Below are 13,060 nucleotides of genomic sequence, written 5' to 3' on the forward strand. Positions count from 1 at the left end.
CGGGGATAGAGAAACTTCGTGATTGTACCAAACGGCGCGGCCGGGAAGCCTTCAGGCGGCCTGCAACAGACCTTTACCCCTTGCTCTTCTTGATCTGCGCCTCGAATGCGAGGTCGAGCTTGCTCGCCTTGCGCGGCTTTTGGGGGCCCAATGCGTCGACGAACTTGACGAAGTCGTCGAGCGGCAGCGGCTCGCAGCGCTTTTCGGCGGTGCCGCCCGAGCGGTCGACGAGATAGAACAGGCCGCCCGCCATCGCGACGGCCGCGAATTGCGGGTTGCCGGAGCGGGTTTTCAGGCGTTCGACCGCGTGGGTCGCTTTGGTGGTGCGCATCTTGAGGGCTGGCGAAGCGGGTGTAAGCCTCACACTCTATCAAACCGGCCGCTCGCGTGCGGCCGGCGCCCGCCCGCGGCCCGCGCGAACGGCCCTAAACCGTGCGCGAGTAGCGCTGCCGCGGCGTCTGGCCGAGATACGCGTCGAACGCCATCGCGATGTTGCGCACGACCATCCGGCCGGCCGGGTGGATCGTCAGCCGGTCGCTCGCGATCGTCAGCAGCCCGTCGCGCTCGAACGGGCGCAGCGCGTCGAGCTCGCGCGCGAAATGATCGGCGAAGCGGATGCCGTGCGCGGCCTCGACATGCGAGAACGGCAGTTCGAGATTGCACATCAGCTGCGTGATCACGTCCCGGCGCAGCCGGTCGTCGGGCGTGAGCCGTACGCCGCGCGCGATCGGCAGCCGGCCCGCGTCGAGCGCGGCGCCGTACGCGGGCAGATCCTTCGCGTTCTGCGCGTACACGTCGCCGACCTTGCCGATCGACGACACGCCGAAGCCGATCAGGTCGGTATCCGCGCGCGTGCTGTAGCCCTGGAAATTGCGTTGCAGCGTGCCGTTGCGCTGCGCGCGCACCAGTTCGTCGGACGGCCGCGCGAAGTGGTCCATCCCGATGTACACGTAGCCGGCCGACGTCAGCATGTCGATCGCGAGGCCGAGCAGCGCGATGCGCGTCTCCGGCGGCGGCAGCGTTGCATCGTCGATCTGCCGCTGCATCTTGAACAGGTGCGGCATGTGCGCGTAGCCGAACACCGACAGGCGATCGGGCGCGAGCTCGATGATCGTCTCCAGCGTGCGTGCGAACACCGCGACCGTCTGGTGCGGCAGCCCGTAGATCAGGTCCACGCTCACCGAATGGAAGCCCGTCGCCCGCGCGGCGGCGAGCAGGTCGGCCGTCATCGCGCGCGGCTGGACGCGGTTGATCGCCTGCTGCACGGCCGGGTCGAAATCCTGCACGCCGAGGCTCAGCCGATTGAAGCCGATCGTGCGCAGGTGGACGAGCGTCGCCGGCGTGACCGTGCGCGGATCGATCTCGATCGAGAACTCGGCGTCGGCGTCCGGCGCGAGCGCGAAATGCTCGCGCGTGGCGGCCATCAGCTCGGCCGTTTCGTCGTCGGACAGGAAGGTCGGCGTACCGCCGCCCCAGTGCAGCTGCGTGACGGGGCGGGACGGATCGAACAGCGCGGCCTGCAACGCCATTTCGCGCTTGAGCTGGTCGAGATACGGGCGCGCGCGGCGGCGGTTGTTGGTCGCGATCTTGTTGCAGCCGCAGTAGAAGCACGCGGTGTTGCAGAACGGGATGTGGAAGTACAGCGACAGGTCGCTCGACGACGCGCCGGGGTCGCCCGCCGCGCGCACGTAGTCGGCCGGATCGAAGTCGTCGCGGAATTGCAGCACGGTGGGGTACGACGTATAGCGCGGCCCGTTCGCGCCGTATTTCGTGAGCAAATCGGGACGGAACATCGTGTCGGCAGAACCAGAATGCATGACGGTCTCGCGCTTTTTAGATGCTTTCGAGTATATGAACGCGCGCGCGGCCTGCATTGTGTAATAACGTCGCAGCCGGCGATGGCACAATGCGGGGTGGGGCTGCCGGATACCGCGTCCGGTTGCCGCACCGTTTTTCGTTGTTCGTTTTTCGTTGTTCGTCGAGAGAGCCGAGTGTCCGTCGAAATGCCTGTCCGCCCGGCACCCGCCGAAGTCCCGCCGCCGCACGCGTGCCGCGAGGGCTGCGGCGCGTGCTGCATCGCGCCGTCGATTTCCAGCCCGATTCCGGGCATGCCCGACGGCAAGCCGGCCGGCGTGCGCTGCGTGCAGCTCGGCGACGACCTGCGCTGCATGATCTTCGGCCGGCCCGAGCGCCCCGCGTGCTGCTCCGGGCTGCAGCCGTCCGCCGACATGTGCGGCGCGTCGCGCGACGACGCGCTCGCGTGGCTTACGCGCCTCGAGGCCGCGACGCGGCCGGCGCATCCAGGAGAGAGTTCAGCATGACCGTCCCTCGCGCGCCCGGCCGGCGCCGTTTTCTCGCTGCCGCCATCGGCGCCATCGGCGCCATCGGCGTGTGCGTATCGCTTGCCGCGTGCGCGTCGACGTTCCCGTTCATCCCCGATCACTACACGTTCTCGCGCGGCGACGTGCAGAAGGCCGTCGCGCGCAAGTTTCCTTACCAGAAGACGGTCGCGCAGGTCGTCGACGTGTCGCTCGCGAACCCGGCCGTCAACCTGCTGCCCGACCAGAACCGCGTCGCCGTGCAGCTCGACGCGAATTTCGCGAGCCCGTTCCTGCGCGCGCCCGTCAGCGGCAAGTTCACCGTGTCGGGCCAGCTCGCGTACGACGCGCCGAGCCGCTCGGTGGTGCTGAGAGCGCCGGCCGTCGACAGCCTCGTGCTCGACGGCGACGCGCAGATGTACGCGCAGCAGGTTGGCGCGGCCGCCGGGCTGCTCGCGACGCAGTTGCTGACCAACTACCCGATCTACACGTTCAAGCCGGAACAATTGCAATTTGCCGGGGTGAACTACGAACCCGGTACAATTACGATCCTTACAAACGGCATACGCGTGGCGATCGTCGAAAAGTGACGACGGGGCGCGCACGGCCGGGCGGGCCGCGCGCGCAAGAGTGGCCTTTTCTTTCGACCATTTCGGAGTTGGGCCACGGATGGACTGGATCCTGATCTGCAAGGCATTGATCCTCGGCGTCGTCGAGGGGCTGACGGAATTCCTGCCGGTGTCGAGTACCGGTCACCTGATCGTCGCGGGCAGCTTCCTGAATTTCAACGATTCGCACGCGAAGACGTTCGACGTCGTGATCCAGTTCGGCGCGATCCTCGCGGTCTGCTGGGAATACCGGCAGCGGATCGTGTCCGTCGTGTCCGGGCTGCCGAGCCGGCCCGACGCGCGGCGCTTCACGCTGAACGTCGTGATCGCGACGATTCCCGCGATCGCGCTCGGCCTCCTGTTCGAGAAGAAGATCAAGGCCGTGCTGTTCGCGCCGGTGCCCGTCGCGTTCGCGCTCGTCGTCGGCGGCGCGATCATCCTGTGGGCCGAGGCGCGGCAGCGCGAACGCGGCCAGCCGCCGCGCGTGATGTCGGTCGATGCGCTGACGCCGCTCGACGCATTCAAGGTCGGACTCGCGCAGTGCTTCGCGCTGGTGCCCGGCATGTCGCGCTCGGGCTCGACGATCATCGGCGGGATGCTGTTCGGCCTCGACCGCCGCGTGGCCACCGAGTTCTCGTTCTTTCTCGCGATTCCGATCATCTTCGGCGCGACGCTCTATGAAACCGTGAAGGACTGGCAGGCGTTCACCGTCGATTCGCTCGGGCTGTTCGCGCTCGGGCTCGTGTCGGCGTTCGTCAGTGCGTTCGTGTGCGTGCGCTGGCTGCTGCGCTACGTCGCGACGCACGATTTCACGGTGTTCGCGTGGTACCGGATCGCGTTCGGGCTGTTCGTGCTGCTGGTCGGTTACAGCGGCTGGCTGAACTGGTCGTGACGCGAACCAGGAGACCAGGACGTTTCCAATGAAAAAGCCCGACCGGCGCGAGATGCCGGTCGGGCTTTTTCTATTTTGCGCGGGGCGGGGCGTTCAGCCTGCGCGCTTGCGGAACACCAGGTCCCACACGCCGTGGCCGAGCCGCAGCCCGCGCCGTTCGAACTTCGTCACCGGGCGGTAGTCAGGGCGCGGTGCGTAGTCGGCGGCCGTGTTCTCGAGCGCCGGTTCCGCGCCGAGCACTTCCAGCATCTGCTCCGCGTAGTTCTGCCAGTCGGTCGCGCAGTGCAGGTACGCGCCGGGCTTCAGGCGCGACGCGAGATGCGCGACGAGCGGCGGCTGGATGAGCCGGCGCTTGTGGTGACGCGCCTTGTGCCACGGATCGGGGAAGAAGATGTGCACGCCGTCGAGGCTTTCCGGCGCGATCATGTGCTCGAGCACCTCGACCGCGTCGTGCTGGATGATGCGGATGTTCGTCAGATCCTGCTCGCCGATCAGCTTCAGCAGCGCACCGACGCCCGGCTCGTGCACCTCGACGCCGAGGAAGTCGTCGCCCGGGCGGTGCGCGGCGATTTCCGCGGTCGATGCGCCCATCCCGAAACCGATCTCGAGGATGCGCGGCGCGCTGCGGCCGAAGATCGCGTCCCAGTCGGGCAGCGCCGGCGCATACGGGACGACGAAGCGCGGGCCGAACTCCTCGATCGCGCGGCGCTGGCCGGTCGATACGCGGCCGGCGCGCGTGACGAAGCTGCGGATGCGGCGGCGATGCAGCGGGTTGACTTCGTCGGCGCTTTCGGCGCTTTCGGCGGCTTGGTCGGCTTCGTCGGGAATGGCGTCGTCGTGCGGCGGCAGGCCGGCTTCGTTCGGATCGTCGTGCATCATCGGTACAGAGAAAGGCTCGGTTCGGGCGAGAGCCCGTTGCGCAGCAGTGCTGCCGGGCGATTCAGCGCATGGTACAAAAAAGCCGCCTTCGACGAGGGAAGAGGCGGCTCATGCGCAGGCTGCAGGGCAGCCGGAAAGTGGAGCGGGCGATGGGAATCGAACCCACGTCATCAGCTTGGGAAGCTGAGGTAATGGCCATTATACGACGCCCGCAGAACGGGTAATTCTACAGGGAGTTGGGTGGGGATGGCAAGCGGGAGGTTTGGGGCGGTGGCAGCGAAACTGGCATGGCTCGATGCTGGAGCGGTGGCGTCGCCGGATTCGATGAGTGATCGCGCGTGCGGACCGCCTACCGATCAAATTTCGGTCGGAGCGCTCGCCTGCTTGGCGGATTCTCTATGATCTGGTCGAGCGGATATGCGCAATGAGAAAAAGTTACGGATCGGCTATGATCACGTATCGGCACTTTCGTGAAGGATTTACACATGTCACTAGTTGAGCAAATCAATAGAAAGCGTCGTGAGATTAAGACCGACGGCTATCCGATGTCGATCGGAGAATGGGTAAGTATGTATGAGCGCGAAGAACTAGATATACATCCTGAGTTCCAACGCTTTTACAGATGGACATCGGCACAGAAGGCTGGATTGATTGAATCCATTCTTCTTGGCATCCCTTTGCCACAGATATTCGTAAGTCAGCGCTCAGATGGAGTGTGGGACGTCGTTGATGGGCTACAGCGGCTTTCGACTATTTTTCAATTTATGGGAATCCTTCGAGATGAGGATGGTCAACGTATGGAGCCGCTTGCCCTCGAAGGTACAAAATACCTTCCAGCGTTGAATGGTGTCTTATGGGAAAGTGCAGACAATCCAAGGCATTCTCTTCCGAAGGAACTCCAGTTGGTGATTAAGAGGTCGAAGATTGCTGCGAGTATCGTCTTAAAGGAGAGTGACGAGTCGGCAAAGTATGACCTCTTCCAACGTCTTAATACTGGTGGTTCCGAACTCAGTCCGCAGGAAGTTCGGAACTGTCTCTTGGTAATGATTAACAAGTCGTTCTTCGAGTGGTTGAAAGAGCTTCCTAGGTACGAACCATTCATTGCCACCACTGCACTTAGTGATCGCCCCCTTGAAGAAGCTTATGACGTTGAGCTCGCACTTCGATTTATTATTCTTGCTCGTATTCCAGAGGTGGAGATCAAGTCAATTGGTGATGTTGGTGTATTCTTGACTGACCGCGTTTCCGAAGTCGCGCAGAATAAGCGATTCAGACGAGGCGAAATCAAGCAATTGTTTGAAGATACATTTGACGTACTCGCGCAGATTCTCGAAGACGAAGCGTTCAAGCGGTACAGTATTAAGAAGAAGAGGCATGAGGGTGGTTTCCTTCTGTCGATGTTCGAGGTGGTTGCGCTTGGCGTGGCATACAACATCGCCGAAGGCACACTTTGCGAACAGAAAGAAATTCCCAAGCGTGCCAGATCCATCTGGTCGAACAAGGCATTCACTGATTGGGCGACCTCCGGGGTCAATGCAAGCCGTCGACTTCCGCGCCTAATTCCTCTTGGTCGAAAGCTCTTTTCCAACGCGGCCTGATTACTATGATTCGCACTGTTAACGAGTTGGTGGATCGGGTCGCCGCTGAACTGGTGTGGCGGCGAAGGGAGTTGACGGATATGAGAGCATTGGTACAAGAGGCCTCCGGTCAACTTCGATGCAGAGTAGTGATCCGTGCTGGCGTCGCGCTTCTGTACGCGCACTGGGAGGGTTTCGTTAAAGCGACTGCTTCTCACTATCTCGAGTTCGTGGCTTCGCATCGCATACCATACCGCAAGCTTGCACCTAACTTTGTGGCCCTGACTCTTCGATCCAAGTTCGTTGAGATGCGGGTAAGTGAGAAGGTTTCAAGTGCAAATGCGCTTGCCGATTTCTTTTGTACGTCCCTCGATGCTCAGTCGCGCGTTCCATACAAGAATGTCATTGATACGAAATCAAATCTTTCGTCCAAGGTTCTTTTGGATATTCTTGCGGCTTTGGGGCTTGGTGCGAATCAATTTGAAACTCGTCTTAATTTCATAGACGCAAATCTTGTGAATCCGCGGAATCATATTGCTCATGGTGAGGCATTGGAATTGACTGTTGATGAATATTTGTCGTTGCATGACGATGTTATTGCTCTCATCGACACCTTTCGTAATGAGGTGGAGAATTCATCAATTCTTCGCCGCTTCGAGAGAGACGCGGCCTAGATTAAGGTATCGAAATATCAATGGTTGATGATTTTTGTTGGTGTGTGTTTTGAAAATTCAGATATTAATCTGAGTGAAAACTATGCGGTAAAAATGCGGAAAATGGCGATAGATCTCATTTGGCTTCGATCGTCAAGTTCGCTGGGGCGCTTCGTTGTATTGGGTGTTGTTTGAGCGGATAGTCGTCGCATGGACGACACCCAATACCCCAACGATTTCCCACCGCTAACCATCGACCGGATTTGGGCTCTGGCTGCTGCTGTGCATGAAGATTTCGGTAGCAGGCTTTCGCGAGCGGATTTCACCGAAAGTCTGCTGATGCTTCTCGAAGACGTTCCGGGGTTCGAGGCCGGCGAAGTGGACGCGGGGCCCATTGAATCGATGTGGGCGGCGTACAGCGGTCGCCCACCCAATTCCTGAGATTGCTACTCGCGCACCAGATCAGCGACCTTTCCATAGAGCGTTTCTCGATACGCGCGAGCATTTTCCGAGAAGTGGAGCCGTCGATGGCAGTTCGGGCAAACGGCGACCGCGTTCGTTGGCGTATCCGATCCGTCGTCCGCAAGTCTGCGGACATGATGGACCTCTAGAAATGGGAAACCGTCTGCCCCGATAAACGGAGCCGGTTGATCGCAAGCCTCGCATGTCCCATTTGCTCGCTCCAGTACCCAAGCTTTGACCTGCGGATCGCGTACGATGCTGGTCGTGGTTGATGTAGTTTTTTTGGGCGTTTTGCTTCCTGCGGGGCGTTGCTTCAGCGTCTTGCGAAGCTTGGCGACCATAGCTGCTTCGACAGCCCTCGGCGGTTCGTGGCGACCTTCCTGTTCGCAGATGAGCGTTTCTATCTGCTCAGTGACCCTTACCCCAACGTTCTTTGCCGGTGGGAGGCCGGGTATCCAGTCCCGTCCCATGAGAGCTAAGACATGGGAGATGTTCTGCATCCGGTATTCGCACGACTTCTCGGACCGGCCAATTCTCGCGGAGAGATCTCGATAGACCTGCTTCTTTACAACGGGTTGTCCGTTCCGGAGCCGGCGTGCCATGTCGAGATACGCGACGACCGACGCTCTCAATTCTGGCTCGGACCAATCCGGTTCAAGTCGATTTTCTTCGTCGATCCGTCTCGCCCAGTCTTGCATCAGAAGCAGGCATGTCGCTTCGTCCTGTACCCAAAGATACGAACCGCTGTAGTCACTATTGACCCGCAATAGATTCGGGTCACACCCATGTTGCAGGGCGAACTCGGCCTTATCGAAGTTCGGGGGAGCCTTGGCGCGATTCTTCTCGAACCGGTACAAGCAAGCATAAGGGGGATTATGCCCCCAGAGATCCTCGTGCATATTCCCGACGTGCACGCCGCGCCAAGTGATACGTAGAGTCTTTCTCTGGTCATTCGGACCCTGCGTCGTGGGAGCGATAGTAAAGCCGGCAGCTTCCAGCGCATGGATGACGCTCAGTGCGAACGCATTCGGCGGGTTGCCCGTATAGTTTGACAGATCAGGCATGGGAACAATATGGTCCGAGTGAATGCAACGTTTGTCGCTGCAAGACTTGATTGTTACTTGCGCCGCTTGCTCTTGGGCGGATGCTTGGCCCTTAGCATGTCGGCGAACTGCTGAACGAAATTCACGACGAGTTCCCGCTCGTCGCTATCCAGTCCATCGAGCGCGTCCGCAATTATCGCCAGTTGGTCATCCGGTCGCTTCGATCCGCGCTGCAACAACTGGTCTACCGAGCAGTTGAGTGCGTCACTAAGCTGCTGGAGCCGATACAAAGTCGGCACACGAGTGCCGCGCTCCCATCGACTAATCGCCTCCTGTTCCAGATCGATCATCTCCGCGAGCTTGGCCTGAGTCAGACCGCGGGCGCGTCGTTGTTCGGCAATAGCGGTCCCAACGCGGGCGGCAAGCAGTACGTCTTGGGCGTCTTCGGTCGGGGAGGCAGGGCGGGTAGTCATAGGACGATATGGTCGTCTTCATTCCGATTGCGATGAACAACCATTGTGGAATGTTATATTCCAATATGGTTGAATTTGTCGAGGGCTGACGTATCGTGCGGAGATGCCTGAGCGGTCGGATAACAACGAACGCTCTCGGGCAAGGGCCAATCCAGAAAAATCAACGAGCTATGACAACGAACGATCCTCTTTCCCGGTTTCACGCCTTCATTACCGCCTATGAGGGATGTCAGCGTCGGTTCTCGCGAGCGCGTTGCAGATGACGCCGATGGCCGCCAGAGCACTCGGACTGATCAATGCATTTCTGGGCTGACCCTGCACGAACTGAGTTGTGTTCTCGGCGGCAGCCAAGGGCAAGTAATCGGCGCGGCATTCGACCTAAAGCACTTCGGCTACATCGACATCACCGAGGAGCAGAATGACAATCGGCGGTGTGTACTTCGACCGATCCGGGATCGGATGTTCGGCTTCGATGGGTACCCGCGGCTCGTGAATAAACTTGCGAGCGACGCAGGAATCGCCGAACGCTTGGAGGCGTTGCTACCGCTGTATTAGGACGTTTTGATGAAAGCTTTGGAAGAGTTGCAGGGTGATGCGCAGAGCGTCCAATATCAGGCGCAACGGCGGATACCGGCGCGGGTCGCGTAATCGCGTGCTGAGATTTCGAACATGGAATTCGAGAGATTGTTCGAAGGGAAACTGCCGGATCAAGCAGAAGCTCGGGCACTCTTTCTGGCAGAGCGTGAGCGATCGGACAAGATCAGACAGGAAGGCTATGCGCGGCGAGCCATCGCCAATGGCGGAAAACAATCGACGGAAGAACAGAACCAATGATGCTGAATACTTTGACCATGACGCCTGAGCAGGAGCTGGATGCGCGTGCCAAAGCATTTTACCTGCTCAAGAAATGGACAAGCGTTACGTTCCTGGACCATGCAGTTAGTCTGTACAGGGACTTTCTTCACGCGTACGCCAAGCAATTGGACACGCCGAGCCCAAATCAGGAGGAATTGGAGGCAGCGTATGTCAGCGATTTCCTGAATGCGTTGGTGAGGATGGATCAAGGCATTGAGACATTGCGGCAAGGTGCCGACAAGCGCTCGGCTTACGATGCGCTCATAACGGGTAGCGAGAAGGGCGGGGAGCTTTTGTTCGGGCGGAGTGCGCACGAGGTCGGTCGAACATATGATCCGTTTTTCCACGCGCTTGGCGTGAGGGATACGAGGTTTTCGGATTTCGAATATGCAACGGGGTATGCGGAAGGGGCGTGGATTGAAGAGTTGAGCTGTCAGGCGCTCAAGTGTACTGTCGGGCTCGATTTTTCCGAATACCTTACCTATGGCAAGCGTGCCGACGGCGGTACTCGTGTGTTCAAGCATTGGACGTATGAATCGTTGTTCCAGGATCCGTTATTTCCTGCTTGGCGATATTGGCCACCCGGTCGTACCTATCCCGCATCGCTTCCTCCCTGTCCGCCCAAGAACGAATCCGCAAGCGGCGAGGTTTGCAGCGATCAGGAGATTCCTGTCGAGGGTATCTGGGAACCATGGTTTCCGGCTGGCAAGGTTGGATGTCCGAGTTACTTCCTCAAGGGTAGTATCGCCCACAAGTACCTGTTGGAAGGTACCAACGACGAACATGTGGTGCGCTGGCGGCTATTGTGGGAAGACAAGCGTTATCGGGACGGCAGCATCCCGGCAGAGGAGGAGACCTACCTCCCCAAGCCTGCTGCGCAACCAAGGCTACGTGCCCTGCCCGGGGAGCCTTGTCCGCGCGCCGGTTATTGGCAAAGTCCTGCCGTGAAAGATTCGGTTTATGTCGAGGCCGGAACGCCTATGCCAGGACCTCAACGCACGGCATGGGGAATGGTCATTTGGCATTACTCGGACCCTCAGCCGAACAATTGAATCGCGATTGGAACAAAGGCACGTCGATCGGCCCCGACGAAGGGGTGTTGCGTCGTTGGCCGCAGCAACTCTAACTCGGGCGTCAAGCCACGCAGCAGGGCAGATGGTTTGTGTGGTTTTCGATGTGCCGTGCTTCTGTTCATACGCGTAGAGGGTACGAGCCCAGCATCTCGACAGTGAACGAATGGCGCTATGCGAGCACGTCGACTGCAACGTGAGGCGGCCCGCCAGCCAATGTCGAAAATAGACGAGTCGGCGTCGGAAGCATACAAGCCCGGGTAAAGCTTTCGAACTAACGTGACAGGTCTTTCATACGATCGTCAGTCTGGAGCCGACATGTCCGATTTCATCACCGTTCTGCGCAAAACCTGCCCGACGCCTGTCGTTGACGCGACCAAGTGGAAGCGCATTGGCGGCGATCCGCACACCGTGAACCTCAACGCGTACGTCTCGAAGGATGGCAGCAAGATCATGGGCACCTGGATCTGCACGCCGGGCAAGTTCGAGGTGAATTACGAAAAATGGGAGTACTGCCACTTCCTCGACGGATACTGCATCATCACGCCGGAAGGCGAGGAGCCGGTGCACCTGAAAGCCGGCGACGTGTTCGTGATCGAACCCGGCATGAAGGGGACGTGGGAAGTGGTCGAGACGGTGCGCAAGTACTTCGTATTCGCCTGAGTTTGTCTGAGCGGGCCGGTCGATTCTCCCGGCGCGGGCTATTCTCGTCGCCTTATCTTGTCCCGGTGCACGAAGCCAGGAGTGGCGAACGGGAATTCCGCCTCGATCAAAGTCGCCCAGGTTCGGAAACAGTGCGCCGAGCGTGGTTATACGCTCGGCGTTCTGCTTTCCGGCTGCAACGTGTGATGAAGGCGATGCACGGCTGTCGATGACGGCGCGATGACGCTCGCCGCCCGTCCTGCACGCTGTCACGCAAACCCCTAAGATGCAGCGATCCGTCCATCATTTCCGCTGCTGCGCGCGAAGCTTGCGCCCGCGCCGGACGTCCCTCCGGAGCCCCGACCATGCGTATCACCGCGGTCCACGAACGCGCGATTCCCGTATCCCGCTATGCCGATCCGGCGATTCCTTCGGGCGGCCTGACCACGAGCATCGTCGCGGTCGTCACCGACGTCGTGCGCGACGGCCGGCCGGTGACGGGCTACGGATACGCGTCGATCGGCCGTTTTGCGCAGAGCGGCCTGATCCGAGAACGGTTCGCGCCGCGTCTGCTGGCCGCCGCCGATACGCTCGCCGACGAAGCTGGCACGAACCTCGACCCGTTCCGCGCATGGCGCGCGATGATGGCCGGCGAGAAGCCGGGCGGGCACGGTGAACGCTGCGTCGCGGTTGGCACGCTCGACATGGCGATCTGGGACGCCGCCGCGAAGATCGCCGAGCTGCCGCTGCATCGCTTTCTCGCCGATCGTCTCCAACGCACGGCAGCACCACGCGTGCGCGTGTACGCGGGCGGCGGCTACCGCTATCCGCACGACGACCTCGCGCGCCTGTCGGACGAGATGCGCCGGATCGTCGATCTCGGCTACACGCACGCGAAGATCAAGATCGGCGGGGTGGATTTCGATCAGGACCGGCGCCGCATCGACGCGGCTGCCGCGCAGCTGGCAGGCCCTTCGCATCTCGCGGTCGACGCGATGAACACGTACGACGCGACGACCGCCCACGAGGCGGCCGAGATGCTCGCGCCGTTCGACCTTTGGTGGTTCGAGGATATCTGCGATCCACTCGATCTGCCGCTTCAAGCAGACGTCGCCACGCGATACGCATCGCCGATCGCGGCAGGCGAAGCGCTGTTTTCGCTCGCGGAAGCGAAGCTGCTCGACCGTTATGGTGGCCTACGTGCCGACCGCGACGTGCTGGTGTTCGATCCCGTGCACAGCTACGGGCTGCCGGGCTATCTGCAGATCGTCGATCACTTCGTGTCGCGCGGCTGGCGGCGCGATGCGTTCTGGCCGCACGGCGGCCATCTGTTCTCGCTGCACGTCGTCGCGGCGCTCGGGCTCGGTGGCGCGGAAGTCAGCCCGTTCGCATTCCATCCGTTCAGCGGGCTTGCCGATAGGGAAATCGTCGATGCGGGATACGCACGCGTGCCGCAGGCGCCGGGTATCGGGTTCGAGTTGCATACCCACGCGCACGACGTACTGCGCGCGGTATCGGAATCGGCGCCGATAGCGGGCCGATGACGCCTACAGTGCGCCGATCGCGTACCGCGGGCATTCCCCGTCCA

At 60.7% G+C, this 13,060-nt stretch carries 15 protein-coding genes and 1 tRNA gene; 10 read left to right on the top strand and 6 right to left on the bottom strand.

Annotated features, from left to right (window positions below; all coding sequences use genetic code 11):
* Positions 1-73 precede the first annotated feature (73 nt).
* On the bottom strand, positions 74-331 hold the full coding sequence (locus WS64_RS02780) for a hypothetical protein (RefSeq protein ID WP_060965669.1): 258 nt from the start codon (positions 329-331) through the stop codon (positions 74-76).
* A gap of 94 nt (positions 332-425) precedes the next feature.
* Entirely contained in the window at positions 426-1,817 is a 1,392-nt protein-coding gene (gene hemN / locus WS64_RS02785; protein ID WP_060966880.1) for an oxygen-independent coproporphyrinogen III oxidase, read from the bottom strand.
* Positions 1,818-2,003: 186 nt separating this feature from the next.
* Here hemN and WS64_RS02790 point away from each other — a divergent pair, with 186 nt between their 5' ends.
* The 3 genes from WS64_RS02790 (at position 2,004) to WS64_RS02800 (ending at position 3,818) form a co-directional block, all read left to right on the top strand.
* Positions 2,004-2,321: a YkgJ family cysteine cluster protein gene (locus tag WS64_RS02790; RefSeq protein WP_027783753.1), complete on the top strand. Its 318-nt coding sequence runs from the start codon at positions 2,004-2,006 to the stop codon at positions 2,319-2,321.
* On the top strand, positions 2,318-2,908 hold the full coding sequence (locus WS64_RS02795; protein ID WP_060965670.1) for a DUF1439 domain-containing protein: 591 nt from the start codon (positions 2,318-2,320) through the stop codon (positions 2,906-2,908). The genes WS64_RS02790 and WS64_RS02795 overlap by 4 nt, the downstream gene beginning before the upstream one ends.
* 79 nt (positions 2,909-2,987) lie before the next feature.
* On the top strand, positions 2,988-3,818 hold the full coding sequence (locus WS64_RS02800; protein ID WP_060965671.1) for an undecaprenyl-diphosphate phosphatase: 831 nt from the start codon (positions 2,988-2,990) through the stop codon (positions 3,816-3,818).
* Between the two features lie 93 nt (positions 3,819-3,911).
* Here WS64_RS02800 and trmB read toward each other — a convergent pair whose 3' ends face one another.
* Positions 3,912-4,697, bottom strand: a complete 786-nt coding sequence (trmB, locus tag WS64_RS02805) for a tRNA (guanosine(46)-N7)-methyltransferase TrmB (protein WP_060965672.1) — start codon at positions 4,695-4,697, stop codon at positions 3,912-3,914.
* Between the two features lie 138 nt (positions 4,698-4,835).
* A tRNA-Gly gene (locus tag WS64_RS02810) sits at positions 4,836-4,910 on the bottom strand.
* 272 nt (positions 4,911-5,182) lie between these two features.
* Here WS64_RS02810 and WS64_RS02815 point away from each other — a divergent pair.
* The 3 genes from WS64_RS02815 (at position 5,183) to WS64_RS02820 (ending at position 7,368) form a co-directional block, all read left to right on the top strand.
* Positions 5,183-6,295, top strand: coding sequence for a DUF262 domain-containing protein (locus WS64_RS02815; protein ID WP_060965673.1), 1,113 nt, complete (start codon positions 5,183-5,185; stop codon positions 6,293-6,295).
* A 5-nt stretch (positions 6,296-6,300) separates the two neighbouring features.
* On the top strand, positions 6,301-6,948 hold the full coding sequence (locus tag WS64_RS34140) for an MAE_28990/MAE_18760 family HEPN-like nuclease (RefSeq protein WP_155720384.1): 648 nt from the start codon (positions 6,301-6,303) through the stop codon (positions 6,946-6,948).
* A 189-nt stretch (positions 6,949-7,137) separates the two neighbouring features.
* On the top strand, positions 7,138-7,368 hold the full coding sequence (locus tag WS64_RS02820) for a hypothetical protein (RefSeq protein WP_060965674.1): 231 nt from the start codon (positions 7,138-7,140) through the stop codon (positions 7,366-7,368).
* Positions 7,369-7,373: 5 nt separating this feature from the next.
* Here the strand turns inward: WS64_RS02820 and WS64_RS35145 are convergent, their stop codons facing one another.
* Both WS64_RS35145 and WS64_RS02825 read right to left on the bottom strand, forming a co-directional pair.
* On the bottom strand, positions 7,374-8,453 hold the full coding sequence (locus tag WS64_RS35145) for an HNH endonuclease (RefSeq protein ID WP_244166563.1): 1,080 nt from the start codon (positions 8,451-8,453) through the stop codon (positions 7,374-7,376).
* A 53-nt stretch (positions 8,454-8,506) separates the two neighbouring features.
* A complete protein-coding gene (locus tag WS64_RS02825) occupies positions 8,507-8,905 on the bottom strand; it encodes a helix-turn-helix domain-containing protein (protein WP_060965675.1) in 399 nt (132 codons plus the stop codon).
* A gap of 669 nt (positions 8,906-9,574) precedes the next feature.
* Between WS64_RS02825 and WS64_RS34145 the strand changes: the two genes are divergently transcribed.
* The 4 genes from WS64_RS34145 to WS64_RS02845 all read left to right on the top strand — a co-directional run bounded on the left by WS64_RS34145 (position 9,575) and on the right by WS64_RS02845 (position 13,016).
* Positions 9,575-9,739, top strand: a complete 165-nt coding sequence (locus WS64_RS34145) for a hypothetical protein (RefSeq protein ID WP_155720385.1) — start codon at positions 9,575-9,577, stop codon at positions 9,737-9,739.
* Entirely contained in the window at positions 9,736-10,812 is a 1,077-nt protein-coding gene (locus tag WS64_RS02835; protein ID WP_060965676.1) for an Imm71 family immunity protein, read from the top strand. The genes WS64_RS34145 and WS64_RS02835 overlap by 4 nt, the downstream gene beginning before the upstream one ends.
* A 336-nt stretch (positions 10,813-11,148) precedes the next feature.
* Positions 11,149-11,493 (top strand): cupin domain-containing protein, encoded by a 345-nt coding sequence (locus WS64_RS02840; RefSeq protein ID WP_059448122.1) that lies wholly within the window; start codon positions 11,149-11,151, stop codon positions 11,491-11,493.
* 344 nt (positions 11,494-11,837) lie between these two features.
* Positions 11,838-13,016 carry a mandelate racemase/muconate lactonizing enzyme family protein gene (locus WS64_RS02845; RefSeq protein ID WP_060965677.1) on the top strand — a complete coding sequence of 393 codons (1,179 nt, stop codon included), beginning with the start codon at positions 11,838-11,840 and terminating at the stop codon, positions 13,014-13,016.
* Positions 13,017-13,060: the final 44 nt, after the last annotated feature.

Source organism: Burkholderia anthina, assembly GCF_001547525.1.
GTDB lineage: Bacteria > Pseudomonadota > Gammaproteobacteria > Burkholderiales > Burkholderiaceae > Burkholderia > Burkholderia semiarida.

Excerpts from the sequence above, each read along its gene's own strand:
- WS64_RS02845 (WP_060965677.1), top strand. The coding sequence starts at position 11,838 with ATGCGTATCACCGCGGTCCACGAACGCGCGATTCCCGTATCCCGCTAT.
- WS64_RS35145 (WP_244166563.1), bottom strand. The coding sequence starts at position 8,453 with ATGCCTGATCTGTCAAACTATACGGGCAACCCGCCGAATGCGTTCGCA.
- trmB (WP_060965672.1), bottom strand. The coding sequence starts at position 4,697 with ATGATGCACGACGATCCGAACGAAGCCGGCCTGCCGCCGCACGACGAC.
- WS64_RS02820 (WP_060965674.1), top strand. The coding sequence starts at position 7,138 with ATGGACGACACCCAATACCCCAACGATTTCCCACCGCTAACCATCGAC.
- WS64_RS34145 (WP_155720385.1), top strand. The coding sequence starts at position 9,575 with ATGGAATTCGAGAGATTGTTCGAAGGGAAACTGCCGGATCAAGCAGAA.
- WS64_RS02800 (WP_060965671.1), top strand. The coding sequence starts at position 2,988 with ATGGACTGGATCCTGATCTGCAAGGCATTGATCCTCGGCGTCGTCGAG.
- WS64_RS02780 (WP_060965669.1), bottom strand. The coding sequence starts at position 331 with ATGCGCACCACCAAAGCGACCCACGCGGTCGAACGCCTGAAAACCCGC.
- WS64_RS34140 (WP_155720384.1), top strand. The coding sequence starts at position 6,301 with ATGATTCGCACTGTTAACGAGTTGGTGGATCGGGTCGCCGCTGAACTG.
- WS64_RS02840 (WP_059448122.1), top strand. The coding sequence starts at position 11,149 with ATGTCCGATTTCATCACCGTTCTGCGCAAAACCTGCCCGACGCCTGTC.
- WS64_RS02795 (WP_060965670.1), top strand. The coding sequence starts at position 2,318 with ATGACCGTCCCTCGCGCGCCCGGCCGGCGCCGTTTTCTCGCTGCCGCC.
- WS64_RS02835 (WP_060965676.1), top strand. The coding sequence starts at position 9,736 with ATGATGCTGAATACTTTGACCATGACGCCTGAGCAGGAGCTGGATGCG.
- WS64_RS02825 (WP_060965675.1), bottom strand. The coding sequence starts at position 8,905 with ATGACTACCCGCCCTGCCTCCCCGACCGAAGACGCCCAAGACGTACTG.
- hemN (WP_060966880.1), bottom strand. The coding sequence starts at position 1,817 with ATGCATTCTGGTTCTGCCGACACGATGTTCCGTCCCGATTTGCTCACG.
- WS64_RS02790 (WP_027783753.1), top strand. The coding sequence starts at position 2,004 with ATGCCTGTCCGCCCGGCACCCGCCGAAGTCCCGCCGCCGCACGCGTGC.
- WS64_RS02815 (WP_060965673.1), top strand. The coding sequence starts at position 5,183 with ATGTCACTAGTTGAGCAAATCAATAGAAAGCGTCGTGAGATTAAGACC.